Origin of the sequence: Pseudomonas wayambapalatensis (assembly GCF_049942315.1) — a bacterium.
Taxonomy (GTDB): Bacteria; Pseudomonadota; Gammaproteobacteria; order Pseudomonadales; family Pseudomonadaceae; genus Aquipseudomonas; species Aquipseudomonas wayambapalatensis.
On the sequence record NZ_JBNFMU010000221.1, the window covers coordinates 75,526 to 95,164 of the forward strand.

Below are 19,639 nucleotides of genomic sequence, written 5' to 3' on the forward strand. Positions count from 1 at the left end.
AGATTCCGCGCCTCGCCATTGGTGGGGCGCACCCTATCCGACGACAAGATCATAAGGGCTTGTTCAATGTCTGCATCCCTCGCATTCGTCTTTCCTGGTCAAGGCTCCCAGTCGCTGGGCATGCTCGCCGAGCTCGGTGCTGAAAAGCCGGTAATCGTCGAGACCTTCAAGGAAGCTTCCGAGGCTCTGGGCTACGACCTGTGGAAGCTGGTCCAGGAAGGTCCGGAAGAACAACTCAATCAAACCGACAAGACCCAGCCGGCCATCCTGACGGCCTCGATCGCCCTCTGGCGTCTGTGGCTGGAAGAGGGCGGCGCGCAACCTGCTCTGGTCTCTGGTCACAGCCTGGGTGAGTACAGTGCCCTGGTCGCGGCTGGCAGCCTGTCGCTCAAGGACGCCGTTCGTCTGGTCGAGCGCCGTGGTCAGCTGATGCAGGAGGCTGTGCCTGCGGGTCACGGTGCCATGGCTGCGATTCTCGGCCTGGATGATGCCGATGTGGTTGCCATCTGCGCCGAGGCGGCCGAGGATGAAGTGGTCAGTGCGGTCAACTTCAACTCCCCGGGCCAGGTCGTGATCGCCGGTAACAAGGCGGCGGTCGATCGTGCGATCGAGCTGTGCAAGGCCAAGGGCGCCAAGCGTGCGCTGCCATTGGCGGTCAGCGTGCCGTCGCATTGCGCGCTGATGAAGCCGGCGGCCAAGCGTTTTGCCGAAGCGGTCAACGCCATCGAGTGGAAGGCCCCGCAGATTCCGGTGGTGCAGAACGTCACCGCCGCCGTTGCGGCCGATCTCGACGCACTCAAGCACGACCTGTTGGCGCAACTGTACCAGCCGGTACGTTGGGTGGAGTGTGTGCAGACCCTGGCGGCCCGCGGTGCGGTCAACCTGGTCGAGTGCGGCCCGGGCAAGGTCCTGGCTGGCCTGAACAAGCGTTGCGCCGATGGCGTCACCACCTACAACCTCAATACCCCTGACGCCGTCGCCGCCACCCGTGCGGCGCTGGCCTGATATCTGGAGAAACTTGCATGAGCCTGCAAGGTAAAGTTGCACTGGTCACCGGCGCCAGCCGTGGTATTGGCCAGGCCATCGCCCTGGAGCTGGGCCGCCAGGGCGCGACCGTAATCGGTACCGCCACTTCCGCTTCGGGTGCCCAGCGCATCGCCGAGACCCTCAAGGAGCATGGCATCACCGGTACCGGTCTTGAGCTGAATGTCACCAGCGAAGAGTCCGTGAGTGCCGTGCTGGCCGCGATCACCGAGCAGTTCGGTGCGCCGGCGATCCTGGTCAACAATGCCGGTATCACCCGCGACAACCTGATGCTGCGCATGAAAGATGAAGAATGGTTCGATGTCATCGACACCAACCTCAACAGCCTTTACCGTCTGTCCAAGGGCGTGCTGCGTGGCATGACCAAGGCGCGCTGGGGTCGTATCATCAGCATCGGTTCGGTCGTCGGGGCCATGGGCAACGCCGGCCAGGCCAACTACGCTGCTGCCAAGGCGGGCCTCGAAGGCTTCAGCCGTGCCCTGGCGCGTGAAGTGGGTTCGCGCGGTATCACTGTAAACTCGGTCACCCCGGGCTTCATCGATACCGACATGACCCGCGAGCTGCCCGAGGCGCAGCGTGAAGCGCTGCAGACCCAGATTCCGCTGGGCCGCCTGGGTCAGGCCGAGGAGATCGCGAAAGTGGTTTCCTTCCTGGCATCCGACGGCGCAGCCTATGTCACTGGCGCTACCGTGCCAGTGAACGGCGGGATGTACATGTAACATCAGCAACTCAATGTGACGGATTGCTTAAAAAAACAGTCATACTGCGAGCCTAAAATCCGTTATAAAGCTGCAACCAGATTCCAGGTGGCAGGCCGGGTGTCTCTCGTGAAGGCGCGTTACGCTTGAAAAGCAGGCGTCTTCCTATAAACTTGGTCACCGGCCAGCTGCCTGACATATGTCCATTAGGAGTGAAAACTAGGTATGAGCACCATCGAAGAACGCGTCAAGAAAATCGTCGCCGAGCAACTGGGCGTCAAGGAAGAGGAAGTCAAGAACGAATCTTCCTTCGTTGAAGACCTGGGTGCCGATTCGCTTGACACCGTTGAGCTGGTGATGGCTCTGGAAGAGGAATTCGAGACCGAAATCCCTGACGAAGAAGCCGAGAAGATCACTACCGTTCAAGCTGCAATCGACTACGTCAACAGCCACAAGGCCTAAGACGTTTCAGTCGACGCTTCTTGTCGGGAAAAACCGCACTGCCTTTGCCGGCGTGCGGTTTTTTCTTTGCGAGCCATTGGCGTCATTCACCGGGCAATCGAGAGCCTGTTGCCATTTCATTCGGCCGTGCTGAGTGCAATCGCAAGAGACTCTGTTATTAGAAAAGGAGAGTGCTGTGTCGCGTAGACGCGTCGTGGTCACCGGTATGGGTATGCTGTCGCCACTGGGTACTGATGTACCAAGCACCTGGCAGGGCATTCTGGCTGGCCGCAGTGGCATCGGTCCGATCGAACACACGGACCTGAGTGCCTACTCCACCCGTTTTGGCGGCTCGGTGAAGGGCTTCGAGGTCGAGCAGTACCTGTCGGCCAAGGAAGCTCGCAAGCTTGACCTGTTCATCCAGTACGGCCTGGCGGCCGGTTTCCAGGCGGTGCGCAATGCTGGCCTGGAAGTGACCGACGCCAACCGCGAGCGCATCGGCGTGGCCATGGGCTCGGGGATCGGTGGCCTGACCAATATCGAAGACACCAGCCGTACCCTGCACGAGCAAGGGCCGCGCCGGATTTCGCCATTCTTCGTGCCGGGTTCGATCATCAACATGATCTCCGGCTTCCTGTCGATCCATCTGGGTCTGCAGGGCCCCAACTATGCGATCTCCACCGCGTGCACCACCGGTACTCACTGTATCGGCATGGCCGCACGCAATATCGCCTATGGCGAGGCCGACGTGATGATCGCCGGTGGTGCGGAAATGGCCGCGTGCGGCCTGGGCATGGGCGGTTTCGGCGCCTCGCGGGCACTTTCGACTCGCAATGACGAGCCATCCCGTGCCAGCCGTCCGTGGGACAAGGGGCGTGATGGTTTCGTGTTGTCCGATGGTGCCGGCGCCCTGGTACTGGAGGAGCTTGAACATGCCAAGGCACGTGGCGCGACCATCTATGCCGAACTGGTCGGTTTCGGCATGAGCGGGGACGCGTTCCACATGACGTCGCCACCGGATACCGGCGACGGCGCTGCACGCTGCATGGTCAACGCCCTGCGCGATGCGGGTGTGAAGCCTGAAGACGTCAGCTACATCAACGCCCACGGCACCTCGACCCCCGCTGGCGATATCGCCGAAGTGGCGGCCATCAAGCGTGTGTTCGGCGAGCACGCCTACAAGCTGGCCGTCAGCTCGACCAAATCGATGACCGGTCACCTGCTTGGGGCTGCCGGTGCGGTAGAGGCGATCTTCAGCGTGTTGGCGATCAACAGCCAGATGGCGCCGCCGACCATCAACCTGGACGAGCCGGACGAAGGTTGCGACCTGGACTTCGTGCCGCACCAGGCGCGCAGCATGCCGATCGATGTCGTGCTGTCCAATTCCTTCGGCTTTGGCGGTACCAACGGTTCGCTGGTATTCCGCCGGTTCGCCGATTGATGCACAGCTGGATCGATGGCCAGCCGGCGACTGCAGTCAACCTGCAGAACCGCGGCCTGGCCTACGGCGATGGTCTGTTCGAGACTATCGCCGTGCGCGGCGGCAGGCCCAGCCTGCTGTCGCGACATCTCGATCGACTCAAGCAGGGTTGTCAGCGGCTTGCGATCGATATCGATCATGCGTGTGTTCGCGACGAGTTGCTGCGCTACGCCAGCCAGCTCGGTGAAGGCGTAGCCAAACTGATCGTCACTCGCGGTGATAGCCAGCGCGGCTATGCGCCCGCCTCCGAAGCTGTGGCCCGACGCATTCTCCAGGGCAGTCCAATGCCTGCTTATCCCGTGGCCAACGCGGAGCAGGGGATCGGGCTGTTCGACTGCCAGACCCGTCTTGCGCAGCAGCCGCTGCTGGCCGGGCTCAAGCACCTCAATCGTCTGGAGCAGGTAATGGCTCGCGCCGAATGGCAGGACCCTGCCTGCGCCGAGGGTTTGATGCGTGATGTGCAAGGGCACCTGATCGAAGGGGTCTACAGTAATCTGTTCCTGGTCCGCGATGGCGTGCTGCTGACCGCCGACCTGAGCCGCTGCGGCGTGGCAGGCGTCATGCGCGCTGCGCTGCTGGACGAAGCCTCGGCGCTGGGTATCGAGGTCCGAACAGCTGACCTCGTGCAAGCCGATCTGGAGACGGCCGATGAAGTGTTCGTCTGCAATAGCGTGTATGGAATTTGGCCTGTGCGCACCTTCGCTGCGCTCAACCTCGACTGGCCGGCCGGGCCGCTCACCCGTAAACTGCAGGCCGTTGCCCGTACGTTACTGGATACCTGATTCGTGAGACGCAAAATCCTGCTGCTGCTGGAAATGGGCCTGATCCTTGCCGGCCTGGCCGTAGGCTGGTCGGCCTGGAAGGTCAACTCGGTCCTGGAGCAGCCGTTGCATGTCACCGAAGAGCGCCTGCTCGATGTGCCCAATGGCACCAACCCCAACCGCATGTTCTACCGCATGCAGAGTGAAGGGTTGCTCGACGACGCCTTCTGGTTGCGACTTTACTGGCGTTTCAACATGGCTGGCACTGCACTGCACACGGGTGAATACCGCCTGACACCCGGCATGACCGTCGAAGCGCTGTTCGATGCCTGGCGCCGTGGTGATGTGGTGCAGTACAACCTCACCCTGGTCGAGGGCTGGACCTTCCGCCAGGTGCGCTCGGCCGTGGCCAGGCATGAAAAGATCAAGCACACCCTCGACGGGCTGTCCGATACTGAAGTGATGGACAAGCTTGGGCATACCGGTGTGTTCCCTGAGGGGCGTTTCTTCCCGGACACCTACCGCTTCGTGCGCGGCATGAGCGATGTGGAGCTGTTGCAGCAAGCCTACATGCGCCTTGAGGAGGTGCTGGCCAAGGAGTGGGCAGACCGGGTAACCGATTTGCCATACCGTGATCCCTACCAGGCGCTGATCATGGCCTCGCTGGTGGAGAAGGAAACCGGTATCCCCCAGGAGCGAGGGCAGATCGCAGGTGTATTTGTGCGCCGCCTTCGCTTGGGCATGATGCTGCAGACCGACCCTACAGTGATCTACGGCATGGGTGAGCGCTATAACGGCAAGATCACGCGTGCCGACCTGCGTGCACCGACACCCTACAACACATACACCATGACCGGCCTGCCGCCGACACCGATCGCCATGGTCGGGCGCGAAGCGATTCACGCGGCCCTGAATCCGTCAGACGGTACCAGCCTGTATTTCGTCGCGCGTGGCGATGGCAGCCACGTATTCTCCGATGACCTGGACGACCACAATACGGCTGTGCGCGAGTATCAGCTCAAGCGCCGCGCCGACTACCGCTCCAGCCCAGCACCACAAGCCCTGCAGGGTACGGTCGATAAGGCACCGGACGCCGAGCCGCCGACTGAAGCCTCGCCTCGGTCCGGCGAACCCCTTGAAGGCGCACCAACCCAGTCCGCCGAAGAGCCCGCGCCCGAACAGGCGCCGGCGCCCACCGAAAAACAGTAAGGAATGCCCGTGAGCGGTTTGTTCATCACTCTGGAAGGCCCCGAAGGCGCGGGCAAGAGCACCAACCGCGAGTACCTGGCCGCGCGCCTGCGTGAGCAGGGCGTGGATGTGGTCATGACCCGTGAGCCTGGCGGTACGCCGTTGGCCGAGCGTATCCGCGAGTTGCTGCTCGCTCCCAGCGACGAAGCCATGGCGGCCGACACCGAGCTTCTGTTGATGTTCGCTGCACGCGCCCAGCATCTGGCCGAGGTCATTCGCCCGGCGCTGGCGCGGGGCGCCGTGGTGCTGTGCGACCGATTTACCGATGCCACCTACGCCTATCAGGGTGGTGGGCGTGGCCTGCCGGTGGAGCGCATCGCGGTGCTGGAAGACTTCGTTCAGGGTGAGCTGCGCCCGGACCTGACCCTGGTCTTCGATCTGCCAGTGGAAGTCGGCCTTGCCCGTGCTGCCGCTCGCGGACGCCTGGATCGCTTCGAGCAGGAGGGCCAGGCATTCTTCGAGGCGGTGCGTCAGGCCTATCTGCAACGCGCAGCCCAGGCACCACAGCGCTACAGCCTGCTGGACGCCGGGCAGTCGCTCGAGGCGGTACAGCGCGCCATCGATGCATTGCTGCCAGGTATCCTGGAGCGTTGCCGTGGCTGAGGCCTACCCCTGGCAGCAAGCGCTCTGGCAGCAGTTGGCCGGGCGCAGCCAGCATGCCCATGCCTACCTGTTGCACGGGCCGCAGGGCATCGGCAAGCGAGCCATGGCCGAACGCCTGATGGCTCGCCTGTTGTGCCAGCAGCCGCATGGCGTGGATGCCTGCGGGCAATGCAAGTCGTGCCTGTTGCTCAAGGCTGGCAGCCACCCCGATAACTTCGTGCTGGAGCCGGAAGAGGCCGACAAGCCCATCAAGGTCGACCAGGTGCGAGATCTGGTTTCGTTCGTGGTGCAGACTGCGCAGTTGGGCGGGCGCAAGGTGGTGCTGATCGAGCCGGTCGAAGCGATGAACGTCAATGCTTCGAACGCTTTGCTCAAGAGCCTCGAAGAGCCTTCGGGCGATACCGTGCTGCTGCTGGTGAGCCATCAGCCCAGCCGTTTGTTGCCTACCATCAAGAGCCGTTGTCAGCAGGTGGCCTGTGCCCAGCCGACGCTTGCGCAGAGTCACGCCTGGTTGGCGACGGCCCTGCCGGAGCTCGATCAGGTCGAGCGTGACGAACTGCTGACCCTGGCGGCGGGATCGCCACTGATGGCCGTCACCTTGCAGTCCCAGGGTGTGCGCGAGCAGCGCGCGCTGGTCACCGAGGGGGTGAAGAAGCTGATCAAGCAGCAGCAATCGCCCTCTCAGTTGGCTGAAGCCTGGAGCAATGTGCCGCTGCTGTTGCTGTTCGACTGGTTCTGCGACTGGTCGCACCTGATCCTGCGCTATCAATTGACCCAGGACGAGGACGGGCTAGGCTTGGCCGACATGCGCAAGGTCGTACAATACCTTGCGCAGAAGAGCAGGCAGGGCAGGGTGCTCGAGCTCCAGGCCTGGATTCTCGAACAGCGCCAGAAAGTGCAGGGCAAGGCCAACCTCAATCGCGTGTTGCTGCTCGAAGCCCTGTTGGCCCATTGGCTGCAGATGCTGGCCGCGCGCTGATTCCCCCCATCGTTTATTTTCATGTGTGCTCTCATTCCATGCTCGTAGATTCCCATTGCCACCTCGACCGACTTGACCTGAGCGCCCATGCCGGCTCGCTCGATGCCGCACTGCAGGCGGCTCGCGAGCGTGGAGTCGGGCATTTTCTATGCATCGGCGTAAGCGCCGAGAACGCCGGGGCGGTCAAGGCCCTGAGCGAGCAGTACGCCGACGTCGACTGTTCGGTAGGCGTGCACCCCCTCGACCTGGCTCCGGGGGAGACGCCTGCGCTGGAGTGGCTGCTGCGTGAGCTGGCCCACCCGCACGTGGTGGCTATCGGCGAAACCGGATTGGACTATCACTACGAGCCGGAGGCCGCCGAGCTGCAGCAGGCATCTTTCCGCCTGCACCTGGAGGCATCCCGGCAGACCGGCAAGCCGGTGATCGTTCACACTCGCGCGGCGCGGGCGGACACCCTGGCGCTGCTGCGCGAGGCCAGCCTGCCGCAGGCGGGTGTGCTGCACTGCTTCACGGAAGACTGGGACATGGCCAAGGCCGCACTCGATCTGGGGTACTACATCTCGCTCTCCGGAATCGTCACCTTCCGCAACGCCGATGCCCTGCGCGAGGTTGCACGCCAGGTGCCTGTCGAGCGCCTGCTGGTGGAGACCGACTCGCCGTACCTTGCGCCCATCCCGTATCGCGGCAAGCCCAATCTGCCGCAGTACGTGCGTGAGGTCGCCGAGTACATCGCATCGTTGCGGGGGGTGAGCTATGCGCAGTTGGCCGAGCAGACGACCGCCAACTTCAAGCGCCTGTTCCCGTTGGCGCGCGTCGCCTGATGATAAGGCGGGGCGGGCAAAAAAAACCCGGGTTCTGGGGGAGGAATCCGGGTTAAGACCATTAGGAGTAAAACAAAGGTACGCGGTCCCTGGGCACCTTTATCGGCGCGCCACTTGGGGGGATGCGCCGCGCCAACACTTCAAGTATTGGCGAGTATCCTCGCACTGCCAGCGCCAGTTGGTCGTTTTTTAAACAGATTTGGAATACACCTGACAGCCAATGGGCCATCAGGGCATGGCATTGGGCGGACTCTGGGTGAATTTGTGCCTATCAGGTGCCGATTTGTATAGAGGTGCGGTTAAAAGGTTGAAGAGTGCGCGACTCGTACGCTTTCTTCGTGCCGACGTGCGCAATTCGATGAGCGTGGTGGCCTTGGCGAGCCGTGCTGCGTCGATTGCAGGCGAGAGTCAGCCGGGCGCGGGGCGTCGCACGCACTCATGCGATTCAAGCCGGACAGGCACGGTTTGCATGCAAACTCATCATGAAACATAGATATGGTTGGATGATCCGTGCAATTTGCCGCAAGTTAGGCATAATAATCTGCTTCGATTGTCATCCAGTCCTTCCTATGCAGAAAGAACCTCGTAAGGTCCGTGAGTTTCGCCGCCGCGAGCAAGAAATCCTCGACACGGCGCTCAAGCTGTTTCTCGAACAGGGTGAAGACAGTGTCACCGTCGAGATGATCGCCGACGCTGTCGGTATCGGCAAAGGCACGATCTACAAGCACTTCAAGTCCAAGGCGGAGATCTACCTGCGCCTGATGCTCGACTACGAGCGTGACTTGAATGCGCTGTTGCATTCGGACGACGTCGACCGCGACAAGGAAGCCCTGTCGCGTGCCTACTTCGAGTTCCGGATGCGTGATCCTCAGCGCTACCGCTTGTTCGACCGTCTTGAAGAGAAGGTGGTCAAGGGTAACCAAGTGCCGGAGATGGTCGAGGAACTGCACCGTATCCGCGCCTCCAATTTCGAGCGCCTGACCCAGTTGATCAAGGGGCGTATCAGCGAAGGCAAGCTCGAGGATGTGCCGCCGTACTTCCACTACTGTGCTGCCTGGGCGCTGGTGCATGGCGCTGTAGCGCTGTATCACTCGCCGTTCTGGAGTAACGTTCTCGAGGATCAGGAAGGTTTCTTCCAGTTCCTGATGGACATCGGCGTGCGCATGGGCAACAAGCGCAAGCGCGATCCGGAACCGGCAGCCTGAAACCCCTGCGGGGTACTGTCCATGATGGGCAGGCTCCGCCAGCCACGCCCGCTTCGGCGACAGGGCTTGCAAAAACTTGATCTTTGAGTCAAGTTTTGCCGGCTCGCTTTTTCTCATGCCGGAGTCATCCATGATCGTCGATCGTCAAGGCAGGCGTTTTCGCAACCTGCGCGTCAGCCTGACGGCTGCCTGCAACTATGCTTGCAGCTACTGCGTGCCCGATGGCAAGCGCCTGGTGGCTGCACAGGATGAGCTCTGCGCCGATGCGCTGGCGCGCGGGGTGGCTTATCTGGTCGATGCCGCAGGTATCGAGCGCCTGCGCATTACCGGTGGCGAACCGTTGATCAGCCCTCGCCTGGAGCCGTTCCTGAAGATTGTCGGTGGCTTGGGGCTCAAGGATATCGCCTTGACCACCAACGGCCAGTTGTTGAGTCGCAAGCTGGCCGTGTTGCGCGCGGCAGGTATCGACCGGCTCAATGTCTCCCTCGACACCCTTGACCCGACCGCGTTTCGCAGCATTGCCCGGGGCGGCGACCTGGCCAGCGTGCTGAGGGGCATGGAGGAGGCGAGTGCAGCGGGTATGCGTATCAAGGTCAACATGGTGCCGATGCGCGGACACAACCTCGATCAGGTGGTGCCGCTGCTCGACTACTGCCTGGCAAGAGGCTACGAACTGCGGTTTATCGAGTTGATGCGCATGGGCCATCTGGCGCTTGATTCGAATGCATTCCTGCGTCAGTTCGTCAGCCTCGAGCAATTGCTGGCACTGATCGGCCATCAATATCACTTCCAGCAGGCGCCAGCGGCCTTGGATGCGACGGCCCTGCGCTACCAGATTCCCGGCCAAGGTCACTTTGGTGTGATTGCCAACGAGAGCGTGCCGTTTTGCCGGACCTGCTCGCGTTTGCGCTTGTCGTCTACCGGCTGGCTGCATGGCTGCCTGTCCTCGGGGAATCGTCACTTTATCGGCGACCTGCTCGACAAGCCGCGTCACCAGGCGCTTCCGGTGATTCAGCGGCTGCTGGTCAAGGCCCTGGCGGACAAGCAGGAGCTGGCGTTCTCGGGTGGTGTGACCGTGATGAAGGTGATCGGCGGCTGAGCTGGCGCAAAAGCTGCATCTGGCGGCTATTCGCCGGTTTTTCGTCACCGGTCACTGGAGGAAAGATGCGTAGCCTGGTCTTGCTGCTGGCGCTGATGGCGTTGAGCGGCTGCATGAAAGTCAGCGACATGGGCGAAGGTGTTCGCTATCAGATGAGCGACGCCGGTCTGCTCGATCACAGTGATACCACTCGAACCTTGTCGGTCCGGCTGCAGCCTGATTCGTTCATCTTCATTGGTCAGGGCGCTTTCGTTCCGCCTGGAAAAGGCCCGGTGCCGCAGCAGAATGCCGTCGCCGAAGAGGCATTCAAGAGCTTCGTCGAGTATTTCCCGCTGGTGCGTCGCGCCAGGGCGCCGTTGGGGCTGGAGGACGCCATCGCCGAGGCGCGTTCGGTGGGCGCCCATTACGTGCTCTATACCCGTTTCGCTCGTACCGACGACCGCATTGGTAATGGCGATGAATGGTACGACGAGCAGGCAGTGGACCGCCTTGGCTGGGACACCGGTGTAGTGCAGATGATGCTGATCGAAACCAGCACTCGCTACTTGATCGATACCGCGCGAATCAAGAGCCGTGGCGGTTTGTTGACGTTCCACGACAACACGCCGCAGGATTTGCTCGCGGCACCCATGCGCGAGTACGCTCGTAGCCTCCTGGGAATGAGTCGGTAAGGAACGGGTGATGACAGGTACGGGCAAGGCCAACGATCTTCTGGCGCAGATTCCCAAGGACAAGGGCCTGCCTCCCGTGCATCTGTGGAACCCTGATTTCTGCGGCGATATCGACATGCGCATCGCCCGCGACGGCACCTGGTACTACCTGGGGACGCCGATCGGGCGCAAGCCGATGGTGCGCTTGTTCTCGACCATCATTCGTCGCGACGGTAATGACTATTTCCTGGTAACGCCTGTGGAGAAGGTCGGCATTCGTGTCGATGATGCGCCGTTTGTGGCGGTCAGCCTGGAAGTGGAGGGTAGTGGTGAGCAGCAGGTCCTGCGTTTCACCAGCAATGTCGAGGATCAGGTCGAAGCCGGTCCTGATCACCCTATTCGAGTAGAGACCGATCCGACAACGCATGAGCCATCGCCTTACCTGCTGATGCGCAGCAACCTCGAAGCGCTCATCCACCGCAATGTGTTCTACCAACTGGTGGAGCTTGCAGTGCCGCGGGTGATCGATGGCGAGGAGTGGTTGGGGGTTTGGAGTGGTGGGGTGTTCTACCCTATCGGGCGCGACCACTGAGCGCATCTTGCGACGATCTTTCTGATCCCGGAAAACAAAAAACCTCCAGTGCTTGCGCATCTGGAGGTTTTTCAGTGTCTGGCTCCGCGACCTGGACTCGAACCAGGGACCCAATGATTAACAGTCATTTGCTCTACCGACTGAGCTATCGCGGAATCTGCGCGTATCTTACTGAATGCCAAGGGGAAGTCAAGCCGCCCCCTGGCAAATCAAGCAGTTACAGCACTTCGACGATGGCCTTGGTGACCACGTGGATGTTGCTCTGGTTCAGTGCGGCCACGGCGATGCGACCGGTGTCCAGCGCATAGATGCCGAAGTCGTTCTTCAGGCGCGCGACCTGTTCCACGGTCAGGCCTGAGTAGGAGAACATGCCGACTTGGCGACCGACGAAGCTGAAGTCGCGGTTGGCGCCGTACTCGGCCAGGAGCGAGACCATCTGCTTGCGCATGCCGTGGATGCGTTCACGCATCTCGCCCAGCTCGGCTTCCCACATCTGGCGCAGTTCCGGGCTGTTGAGCACGGTGGCGACGATGGTTGCACCGTGGGTCGGCGGGTTGGAGTAGGTGGTGCGGATCACGCGCTTGACCTGCGACAGCACGCGGGTGCTCTCGTCTTTCGAGGCGGTGACGATCGACAGTGCGCCAACGCGCTCGCCATACAGCGAGAACGATTTGGAGAACGAGCTGGAGACAAAGAACTCCAGGCCCGACTCGGCGAACAGGCGCACGGCGAAGGCATCTTCGCTGATACCGTCGCCAAAGCCTTGGTAGGCCATGTCGAGGAACGGTACGTGGCCCTTTGCCTTGACCACTTCCAGCACGTTCTTCCAGTCGTCGAGCGATAGGTCGACACCGGTCGGGTTGTGGCAGCAGGCATGCAGGACGACGATCGAGCCCGAGGGCAGCTTGTTCAGGTCTTCGAGCATGCCGGCGCGGTTGACGTCGTTGCTCGGTGCGTCGTAATAGCGGTAGTTCTGTACTGGGAAGCCTGCAGTCTCGAACAGGGCGCGATGGTTTTCCCAGCTCGGATCGCTGATGGCGACGACCGCGTTCGGCGAAAGGCGCTTGAGGAAATCGGCACCGATCTTCAGTGCGCCGGTGCCGCCGACAGCCTGCACGGTCACTACGCGGCCTGCAGCCAGCAGTGGGGATTCAGCGCCGAACAGCAGTTTCTGCACGGCCTGGTCGTAGGCGGCGATGCCGTCGATCGGCAGGTAGCCGCGGGAGGCATGTTGGGCGACACGCTGGGTTTCGGCTTCGATCACCGCGCGAAGCAGCGGGATGCGGCCTTCCTCATTGCAATAGACACCGACGCCCAGGTTGACCTTGTCGGTACGTGGGTCGGCGTTGAATGCTTCGTTGAGGCCCAGGATGGGGTCGCGGGGTGCCAGCTCGACAGCGGAAAACAGGCTCATTGTTACCTTGGCTCTGAATAGGAGAGTGATAGGAGATGCACCCTCCAGCCCAGTGCACTGAAGCGGTGCAAACGGGGAGTCAGTATAGTGATACCGACCGGTCACTGCGACACTCTGGCACAGGTTTTCAGGCGCTTTGCGCAAATATTTTTCGACCATTGGTCGAATTGCCGGGTCCACTGCAATGAGCGTTCACATCTGCAGCGGCGAAGGCCACCCCGGCGCGCCTTTTTGCGTATAGACTACTGGCTAAATTTACAGTTGCCGCGACATCCACGAGGTCCCGTCATGTCCGAGTTCCAGCTCGTCACCCGATTCCAGCCCGCCGGCGACCAGCCCGAGGCCATTCGCCTGATGGTCGAGGGTATCGAGGCGGGGCTGTCGCACCAGACCCTGCTCGGGGTGACCGGCTCCGGCAAGACCTTCAGCATCGCCAACGTCATTCAGCAGGTCCAGCGCCCGACCATGGTGCTGGCGCCGAACAAGACGCTGGCTGCTCAGCTGTATGGCGAGTTCAAGGCGTTCTTCCCGAACAACGCGGTAGAGTACTTCGTCTCCTACTACGACTACTACCAGCCGGAAGCCTACGTCCCGTCGTCGGACACCTTCATCGAGAAGGATGCCTCGATCAACGACCACATCGAGCAGATGCGTCTGTCGGCGACCAAGGCATTGCTTGAGCGGCGCGACGCGATCATTGTCACCACGGTGTCGTGTATCTATGGTCTGGGCAGCCCGGAAACCTACCTGAAGATGGTTCTGCACGTCGATCGCGGTGACAAGCTCGACCAGCGCGCACTGCTGCGCCGGCTGGCCGACCTGCAATACACCCGAAACGAGATGGATTTTGCCCGCGCCACCTTCCGGGTGCGTGGCGACGTGATCGACATCTTCCCGGCCGAATCGGACCTCGAGGCCATCCGTATCGAGCTGTTCGACGACGAAGTAGAGAACATCGCCGCCTTCGACCCCTTGACCGGCGAAGTGATCCGCAAGCTGCCGCGTTTCACCTTCTACCCCAAGAGCCACTATGTGACCCCGCGCGAGACCCTGCTCGAGGCGGTGGACGGCATCAAGGAGGAGCTCGGCGAGCGGCTTGAGTACCTCAACAAGGCCAACAAACTGGTGGAGGCCCAGCGTCTGGAGCAGCGCACGCGCTTCGACCTGGAGATGATCCTGGAGCTGGGCTATTGCAACGGTATCGAGAACTACTCGCGCTATCTGTCCGGCCGCCCGGCTGGGGCACCGCCGCCGACGCTCTACGATTATCTTCCTGCCGATGCGTTGCTGGTGATCGATGAATCACACGTCAGCGTTCCTCAGGTTGGCGCCATGTACAAGGGCGACCGTTCTCGCAAGGAGACGCTGGTGGAATACGGTTTCCGTCTGCCATCGGCGTTGGATAACCGGCCCATGCGCTTCGACGAGTGGGAGTCGGTCAGCCCGCAGACCATCTTCGTCTCGGCGACACCCGGCCCCTACGAGGCTGAGCATGCCGGGCGCGTGGTCGAGCAGGTGGTACGGCCGACCGGTCTGGTCGATCCTCAGGTAGAGGTGCGTCCAGCCCTCACCCAGGTGGATGACCTGCTGTCGGAAATCGGCAAGCGAGTGGCGGTGGGGGAGCGGGTGCTGGCGACGACCCTGACCAAGCGCATGGCCGAGGACCTTACCGACTACCTTGCAGATCATGATGTGCGTGTGCGCTACCTGCACTCGGACATTGACACCGTGGAGCGTGTGGAGATCATCCGAGACCTGCGTCTGGGCACCTTTGATGTATTGGTGGGCATCAACCTGTTGCGCGAGGGTCTGGACATGCCGGAGGTGTCGTTGGTGGCCATTCTCGATGCCGACAAGGAAGGCTTCCTGCGTTCGGAGCGTTCGCTGATCCAGACCATCGGCCGCGCAGCACGTAACCTCAACGGCAAGGCGATCCTCTATGCCGACCAGGTGACCGGCTCCATGCAGCGGGCGATCGACGAGACCGAGCGGCGTCGGGACAAGCAGGTCGCGTTCAACGAAGCGAATGGCATCGTGCCCAAGGGGGTGGTCAAGGACATCACCGATATCATGGAAGGTGCCACGGTGCCCGGTGCGCGCAGCAAGAAGCGCAAGGGCATGGCCAAGGCGGCGGAGGAGGCTGCGCGCTACGAGGCAGAGCTGCAGACCCCTGGCGAGATCACCAAGCGCATCAAAGTGCTGGAAGAGAAGATGTTCCAGCTGGCCCGCGACCTGGAGTTCGAGGCCGCCGCTCAGTTGCGCGATGAGATCGGGCAGTTGCGTGAGCGGCTTATTGCCAGCTGAGCGCGCGCATCGGTGCAGAAGCGGCCGGGATACTGGTCAATGTGCCTCCCCGGCCTTCAGCCCCTGTGGCAGTTTGCGTGTCAGCAGTACTGCCACCATGCTGACTGCCAAACCGATCCCTACCAGGTGGAACGCATCGTTGTAGGCCATGATCAGTGCCTGCTGGTGGGTGATTTCGCTCAAGCGCCCCAGTGCTGCGCTGTCACTGCCTAGCCGTTCGGCCAGTTGGGCCAGTCGCTCCGCCACTTGCGGGTTGCTCGGGACCACTGATTCGCGCAGGTAGTCGAAATACACCTTGGTCCGTGCATCCAGCAAGGTGGCCAGCAAGGCGATACCAATGGCGCCACCCAGGTTGCGCAGGATGTTGAACAGACTCGAGGCCGAGCCCGCATCCTGAGGCTGAATGTAAGCCGTGGCGATCAGCGAGATGGTGACCATGATCATTGGCTGCCCAAGTGCACGAATGATCTGGATATGGTTGAACTGCGGCCCTGCGAAGTCCGGGTTGAGCACTCCCGAGCCGAAGCTGGCAGCCCCAAACAGGCAAAACCCCAGTGCACAGAGCAGCTTGGGTGCAATGACCTTCATCAGTTGCGGCACCAGCGGAATCAGGAACAGCTGTGGAATACCCATCCACATGATCACCTCGCCGATCTGCAGGGCGTTGTAGCCCTGGATCTGCGCCAGGTACAGCGGCAGCAGATAGATCGACCCATAAAGCCCCACACCCATGCCCAGGCTGGCGATGCTCGACAGGCCGAAGTTGCGGTTGCCGAGGATGCGCAGGTTGATCAGGGGATTGGCTCGGGAAAGCTGGAGGATGACGAAGGTGATCAGGCAGAGCAGGGCCATGGTACCCAGGCCGACAATAAGGCTGGACTCCAGCCAGTCCTTGCGATGACCTTCTTCCAGGAACACCTGCAGGCAACCCAGGCCGACCCCCAGGGTGACGATGCCGGCGTAATCGGTGCTTTTGAGCAGCTCCCAGTGCGCCTCTTTCTTCTCCAGCCCGTAGAGCAGGCCCGCGATCATCACCAGCCCCGGCGGGATGTTGATGTAGAAGATGTATTCCCACCCCCAGTTTTCGGTGAGCCAGCCGCCCAGGGTCGGCCCGATGGAGGGCGCGAAGGTCGCGGTCATGGCGAACATTGCCATGCCCTTGGCCCGATGGTGTTCGGGCAGTTTGATCAGGGTCAGGGTGAAGGCCAGCGGAATCAGGGCGCCGCCGGTAAAGCCCTGGAGGGCGCGAAACACGATCATGCTTTCCAGGTTCCAGGCCATCGAGCACAACAACGAGGACGCCAGGAAACCGAGCGACACCCACACCGCCAGGCGCCTGGCGGAAAGCAGCTGCACAAGCCAGGCGGTCAACGGGATCATGATGATTTCCGCCACCAGGTAGGAGGTCGAGATCCACGAGCCCTCTTCCAGGGTGGCAGACAGTGCTCCCTGGATATCCTTGAGCGAGGAGTTGGTGATCTGAATGTCCAGCACTGCCATGAATGCGCCGAGCATCACGCTCATCACTGCAATCCAGTCGCGCCTGCTCGGCTCCGCGGTCGGTCGCAGCAGTTGATCACCGACCATCGTGGGGCTCGCCGCGCTCTGCCTGATCGGCCGTGTCGCGCAGGTCGACGGTGGCGGTTACCGACATGCCTGGGCGAATACGGCCATGCAAGGGGTTATTGGCGGCAAAGGTCAGCTTGACCGGAATGCGTTGTACCACCTTGGTAAAGTTACCCGTGGCATTGTCCGGTGGCAGCAGGCTGAATTGCGCCCCGGATGCAGCGAACAGGCTATCGACACGGCCTTCGATCGGGGTGTCGGGATAGCTGTCGAAGGTCAGTTCGGCACGCAGGCCCCGATGCATGTTGCCGATCTGGGTCTCCTTGAAGTTGGCCTGCACCCAGATGTCTTCGTCCGGCACGATCGACAGCAGGTAGGCGCCGGCCTGTACCACCTGGCCGTTGCGGGCGCTGCGCTGACCGATGGTGCCACTGATGGGGGCGTGGATTTCACAGCGGGTAAGGTTGAGTTCTGCCTGTGCCAGGTCTGCTCGGGCGTTGGCAATTTGTGCATCGAGGCGCTTGAGTTCGGCCGTCAGTGCATCTATCTGCTGGCGCTGGCTCTGCAGGTCGGCCTGGGCCTTGTCGACCTGGGAGCGGGCGACGTGGTTTTCTGCAGACAGGGTGGTGACTCGCTCTTCCGAGACGAACCCGGGTTTGCGCAGGGCCTCGGCACGATTGAGGTCCAGGCGCGAGCGATCGAGAGTGGCCTGGTTGGCGGCCACCTGGGCTCGACCGGCGGCGATCAAGCTGTCTTGCTGGATCAGTCGGCTTTGCGCCTGGACACGCTCGGCTTCTCGCGTCGCCAGTGCCGCCCGGGCGCGCTCGACCGCCAGCTGGAAGTCGGCGACCTCCAGGCGGACCAGCAGGTCGCCTCGCATGACGTGTTGATTGTCCTCTACCAGAACCTCGTCGACCCGCGCACCAAGCTGGCTGGAAATGCGTGTGATCTCACCCTGCACATAGGCATTGTCGGTACTTTCGTAGAAGCGCCCCTTGAAGTACCAATGGGCGAGAAAGGCGAGGGCGATCAGCACCACCAAGGCGAGAAAGATCAGCAGGCGGCGTTTGAGTTGAGCAGGCATAGGGACTATCGTTCCAGAAATGTAAGCAAATTTAACAGCTCGGCAATGCACCGCCACAAGTGACGATAGCGCCATTGCTGGAGCCCGATGCCCGCACCCTGCTAACATCTCGCCTTTGTTTCATCTTTCGTCCGAGACTGTCCATGACCACCGTTCGCACGCGTATCGCGCCATCGCCCACTGGCGACCCCCACGTCGGCACCGCCTACATCGCCCTGTTCAACTACTGCTTTGCCAAGCAGCACGGCGGCGAGTTCATCCTGCGTATCGAAGACACCGATCAGTTGCGTTCGACCCGCGAGTCGGAACAGCAGATCTTCGACGCCCTGCGCTGGCTCGGGATCGAATGGAACGAAGGTCCGGACGTTGGCGGCCCGCATGGCCCCTACCGGCAGAGCGAGCGCGGTGAGATCTACGCCAAGTACGCCAAGCAACTGGTCGATGCCGGCCATGCGTTCTATTGCTTCTGCACCGCCGAAGAGCTGGATCAGATGCGTGCCGAACAGATGGCTCGCGGCGAAACGCCGCGCTATGACGGCCGCGCATTGAAGATGAGCGCCGAGGAAGTGCAGCGTCGACTGGCCGCTGGCGAGCCTCACGTGATTCGCATGAAAGTGCCGAGCGAGGGCATCTGCGTGGTGCCTGACATGCTGCGTGGCGATGTCGAGATTCCGTGGGACCGCATGGACATGCAGGTGCTGATGAAGAACGACGGCCTGCCGACGTACTTCCTGGCCAACGTGGTCGACGACCACCTGATGGGCATCACCCACGTCCTGCGAGGCGAGGAATGGCTGCCGTCGGCGCCGAAGCTGATCAAGCTCTACGAGTATTTTGGCTGGGAGCAGCCCAAGCTGTGCTATATGCCGCTGCTGCGTAACCCGGACAAATCCAAGCTGTCCAAGCGCAAGAACCCGACTTCGGTCACGTTCTACGAGCGTATGGGCTTCATGCCTGAGGCCATGCTCAACTACCTGGGGCGCATGGGCTGGTCGATGCCGGACGAGCGTGAAAAGTTCTCCCTGGCAGAAATGGTCGAGCATTTCGACCTGTCGCGCATTTCCCTTGGCGGGCCGATCTTCGACATCGAGAAGCTGTCCTGGCTCAATGGCCAGTGGCTGCGCGACCTGCCGGTCGAGGAGTTTGCTGCGCGCGTGCAGAAGTGGGCGTTCAACAGCGACTACATGATGAAGATCGCACCGCATGTACAGGGGCGTGTCGAAACCTTCAGCCAGATCGCGCCACTGGGCGGGTTCTTCTTCGAGGGCGCCCTCAAGCTCGATGCCAAGCTGTTCGAGCACAAGAAACTGTCGCCCGATCAGGTGCGTCAGGTCATGCAGTTGATCTTGTGGAAGCTCGAAAGCCTGCGGCAGTGGGAAAAGGAGCGTATTACCGGCTGCATCCAGGCGGTGGTCGAGTCCCTGGAGCTGAAGCTGCGTGACGCCATGCCGCTGATGTTCGCCGCGATTTCGGGGCAAGCCAGCTCGGTGTCGGTGCTCGATGCCATGGAGATTCTCGGCCCCGACCTGACCCGCTACCGTCTGCGTCAGGCACTGGAGCTGCTGGGCGGTGTGTCGAAGAAAGAGAACAAAGAGTGGGAAAAGCTGCTGGCAAACATTGCCTGATTGGCTTGTCACACAATGCCGTGGG

Annotated in this window: 18 protein-coding genes and 1 tRNA gene; 15 read left to right on the forward strand and 4 right to left on the reverse strand. The window is 61.7% G+C overall.

Features of this window, described 5'->3' with window-relative positions; translation table 11 throughout:
* Positions 1–66: 66 nt before the first annotated feature.
* The 13 genes from fabD (at position 67) to ACPZMI_RS20435 (ending at position 11,621) form a co-directional block, all read left to right on the forward strand.
* Positions 67–1,005: an ACP S-malonyltransferase gene (gene fabD, locus ACPZMI_RS20375; protein WP_288377836.1), complete on the forward strand. Its 939-nt coding sequence runs from the start codon at positions 67–69 to the stop codon at positions 1,003–1,005.
* A gap of 17 nt (positions 1,006–1,022) precedes the next feature.
* Positions 1,023–1,763 (forward strand): 3-oxoacyl-ACP reductase FabG, encoded by a 741-nt coding sequence (gene fabG / locus ACPZMI_RS20380; RefSeq protein ID WP_054925392.1) that lies wholly within the window; start codon positions 1,023–1,025, stop codon positions 1,761–1,763.
* A gap of 204 nt (positions 1,764–1,967) precedes the next feature.
* Positions 1,968–2,204, forward strand: coding sequence for an acyl carrier protein (acpP, locus tag ACPZMI_RS20385; protein WP_186666804.1), 237 nt, complete (start codon positions 1,968–1,970; stop codon positions 2,202–2,204).
* Positions 2,205–2,379: 175 nt separating this feature from the next.
* A complete protein-coding gene (gene fabF / locus ACPZMI_RS20390; RefSeq protein ID WP_186666803.1) occupies positions 2,380–3,624 on the forward strand; it encodes a beta-ketoacyl-ACP synthase II in 1,245 nt (414 codons plus the stop codon).
* Positions 3,624–4,445 (forward strand): aminodeoxychorismate lyase, encoded by an 822-nt coding sequence (gene pabC / locus ACPZMI_RS20395; protein ID WP_426352926.1) that lies wholly within the window; start codon positions 3,624–3,626, stop codon positions 4,443–4,445. The genes fabF and pabC overlap by 1 nt, the downstream gene beginning before the upstream one ends.
* A 3-nt stretch (positions 4,446–4,448) precedes the next feature.
* Positions 4,449–5,633, forward strand: coding sequence for an endolytic transglycosylase MltG (gene mltG / locus ACPZMI_RS20400; RefSeq protein WP_426352927.1), 1,185 nt, complete (start codon positions 4,449–4,451; stop codon positions 5,631–5,633).
* A gap of 9 nt (positions 5,634–5,642) precedes the next feature.
* A complete protein-coding gene (tmk, locus tag ACPZMI_RS20405; RefSeq protein ID WP_426352928.1) occupies positions 5,643–6,275 on the forward strand; it encodes a dTMP kinase in 633 nt (210 codons plus the stop codon).
* The gene (locus tag ACPZMI_RS20410; protein WP_426352929.1) at positions 6,268–7,254 is read left to right on the forward strand and encodes a DNA polymerase III subunit delta'; all 987 of its coding nucleotides are present in this window, start codon (positions 6,268–6,270) and stop codon (positions 7,252–7,254) included. Before tmk ends, ACPZMI_RS20410 begins: the two co-directional genes overlap by 8 nt.
* Positions 7,255–7,292: 38 nt before the next feature.
* Positions 7,293–8,075, forward strand: coding sequence for a TatD family hydrolase (locus ACPZMI_RS20415; RefSeq protein WP_186721175.1), 783 nt, complete (start codon positions 7,293–7,295; stop codon positions 8,073–8,075).
* 569 nt (positions 8,076–8,644) lie between these two features.
* Complete coding sequence (locus ACPZMI_RS20420; protein ID WP_065861191.1) at positions 8,645–9,280, forward strand: TetR/AcrR family transcriptional regulator; 636 nt, start codon at positions 8,645–8,647, stop codon at positions 9,278–9,280.
* Between the two features lie 130 nt (positions 9,281–9,410).
* A complete protein-coding gene (locus tag ACPZMI_RS20425; RefSeq protein ID WP_186666797.1) occupies positions 9,411–10,379 on the forward strand; it encodes a GTP 3',8-cyclase MoaA in 969 nt (322 codons plus the stop codon).
* Positions 10,380–10,444: 65 nt separating this feature from the next.
* Positions 10,445–11,050, forward strand: a complete 606-nt coding sequence (locus ACPZMI_RS20430) for a DUF4823 domain-containing protein (RefSeq protein WP_402763520.1) — start codon at positions 10,445–10,447, stop codon at positions 11,048–11,050.
* A 10-nt stretch (positions 11,051–11,060) separates the two neighbouring features.
* The gene (locus ACPZMI_RS20435; RefSeq protein WP_426352930.1) at positions 11,061–11,621 is read left to right on the forward strand and encodes a DUF1285 domain-containing protein; all 561 of its coding nucleotides are present in this window, start codon (positions 11,061–11,063) and stop codon (positions 11,619–11,621) included.
* Positions 11,622–11,700: 79 nt separating this feature from the next.
* On the opposite strand, the gene ACPZMI_RS20440 is transcribed toward ACPZMI_RS20435, so the two are convergent.
* Positions 11,701–11,776 (reverse strand) — tRNA-Asn (locus tag ACPZMI_RS20440).
* Between the two features lie 62 nt (positions 11,777–11,838).
* On the reverse strand, positions 11,839–13,035 hold the full coding sequence (locus ACPZMI_RS20445; protein WP_186666794.1) for an amino acid aminotransferase: 1,197 nt from the start codon (positions 13,033–13,035) through the stop codon (positions 11,839–11,841).
* A 288-nt stretch (positions 13,036–13,323) separates the two neighbouring features.
* On the opposite strand from ACPZMI_RS20445, the gene uvrB reads away from it, so the two are divergent.
* The gene (gene uvrB / locus ACPZMI_RS20450) at positions 13,324–15,339 is read left to right on the forward strand and encodes an excinuclease ABC subunit UvrB (protein WP_186666793.1); all 2,016 of its coding nucleotides are present in this window, start codon (positions 13,324–13,326) and stop codon (positions 15,337–15,339) included.
* A 36-nt stretch (positions 15,340–15,375) separates the two neighbouring features.
* Here uvrB and ACPZMI_RS20455 read toward each other — a convergent pair whose 3' ends face one another.
* Together ACPZMI_RS20455 and ACPZMI_RS20460 are read right to left on the reverse strand one after the other, a co-directional pair.
* The gene (locus tag ACPZMI_RS20455; protein WP_483407406.1) at positions 15,376–16,926 is read right to left on the reverse strand and encodes an MDR family MFS transporter; all 1,551 of its coding nucleotides are present in this window, start codon (positions 16,924–16,926) and stop codon (positions 15,376–15,378) included.
* Positions 16,916–17,989 carry an HlyD family secretion protein gene (locus ACPZMI_RS20460; RefSeq protein WP_186666792.1) on the reverse strand — a complete coding sequence of 358 codons (1,074 nt, stop codon included), beginning with the start codon at positions 17,987–17,989 and terminating at the stop codon, positions 16,916–16,918. Before ACPZMI_RS20460 ends, ACPZMI_RS20455 begins: the two co-directional genes overlap by 11 nt.
* 143 nt (positions 17,990–18,132) lie before the next feature.
* Between ACPZMI_RS20460 and gltX the strand changes: the two genes are divergently transcribed.
* A complete protein-coding gene (gltX, locus tag ACPZMI_RS20465) occupies positions 18,133–19,614 on the forward strand; it encodes a glutamate--tRNA ligase (RefSeq protein ID WP_411384076.1) in 1,482 nt (493 codons plus the stop codon).
* The last annotated feature ends 25 nt before the right edge of the window (positions 19,615–19,639 follow it).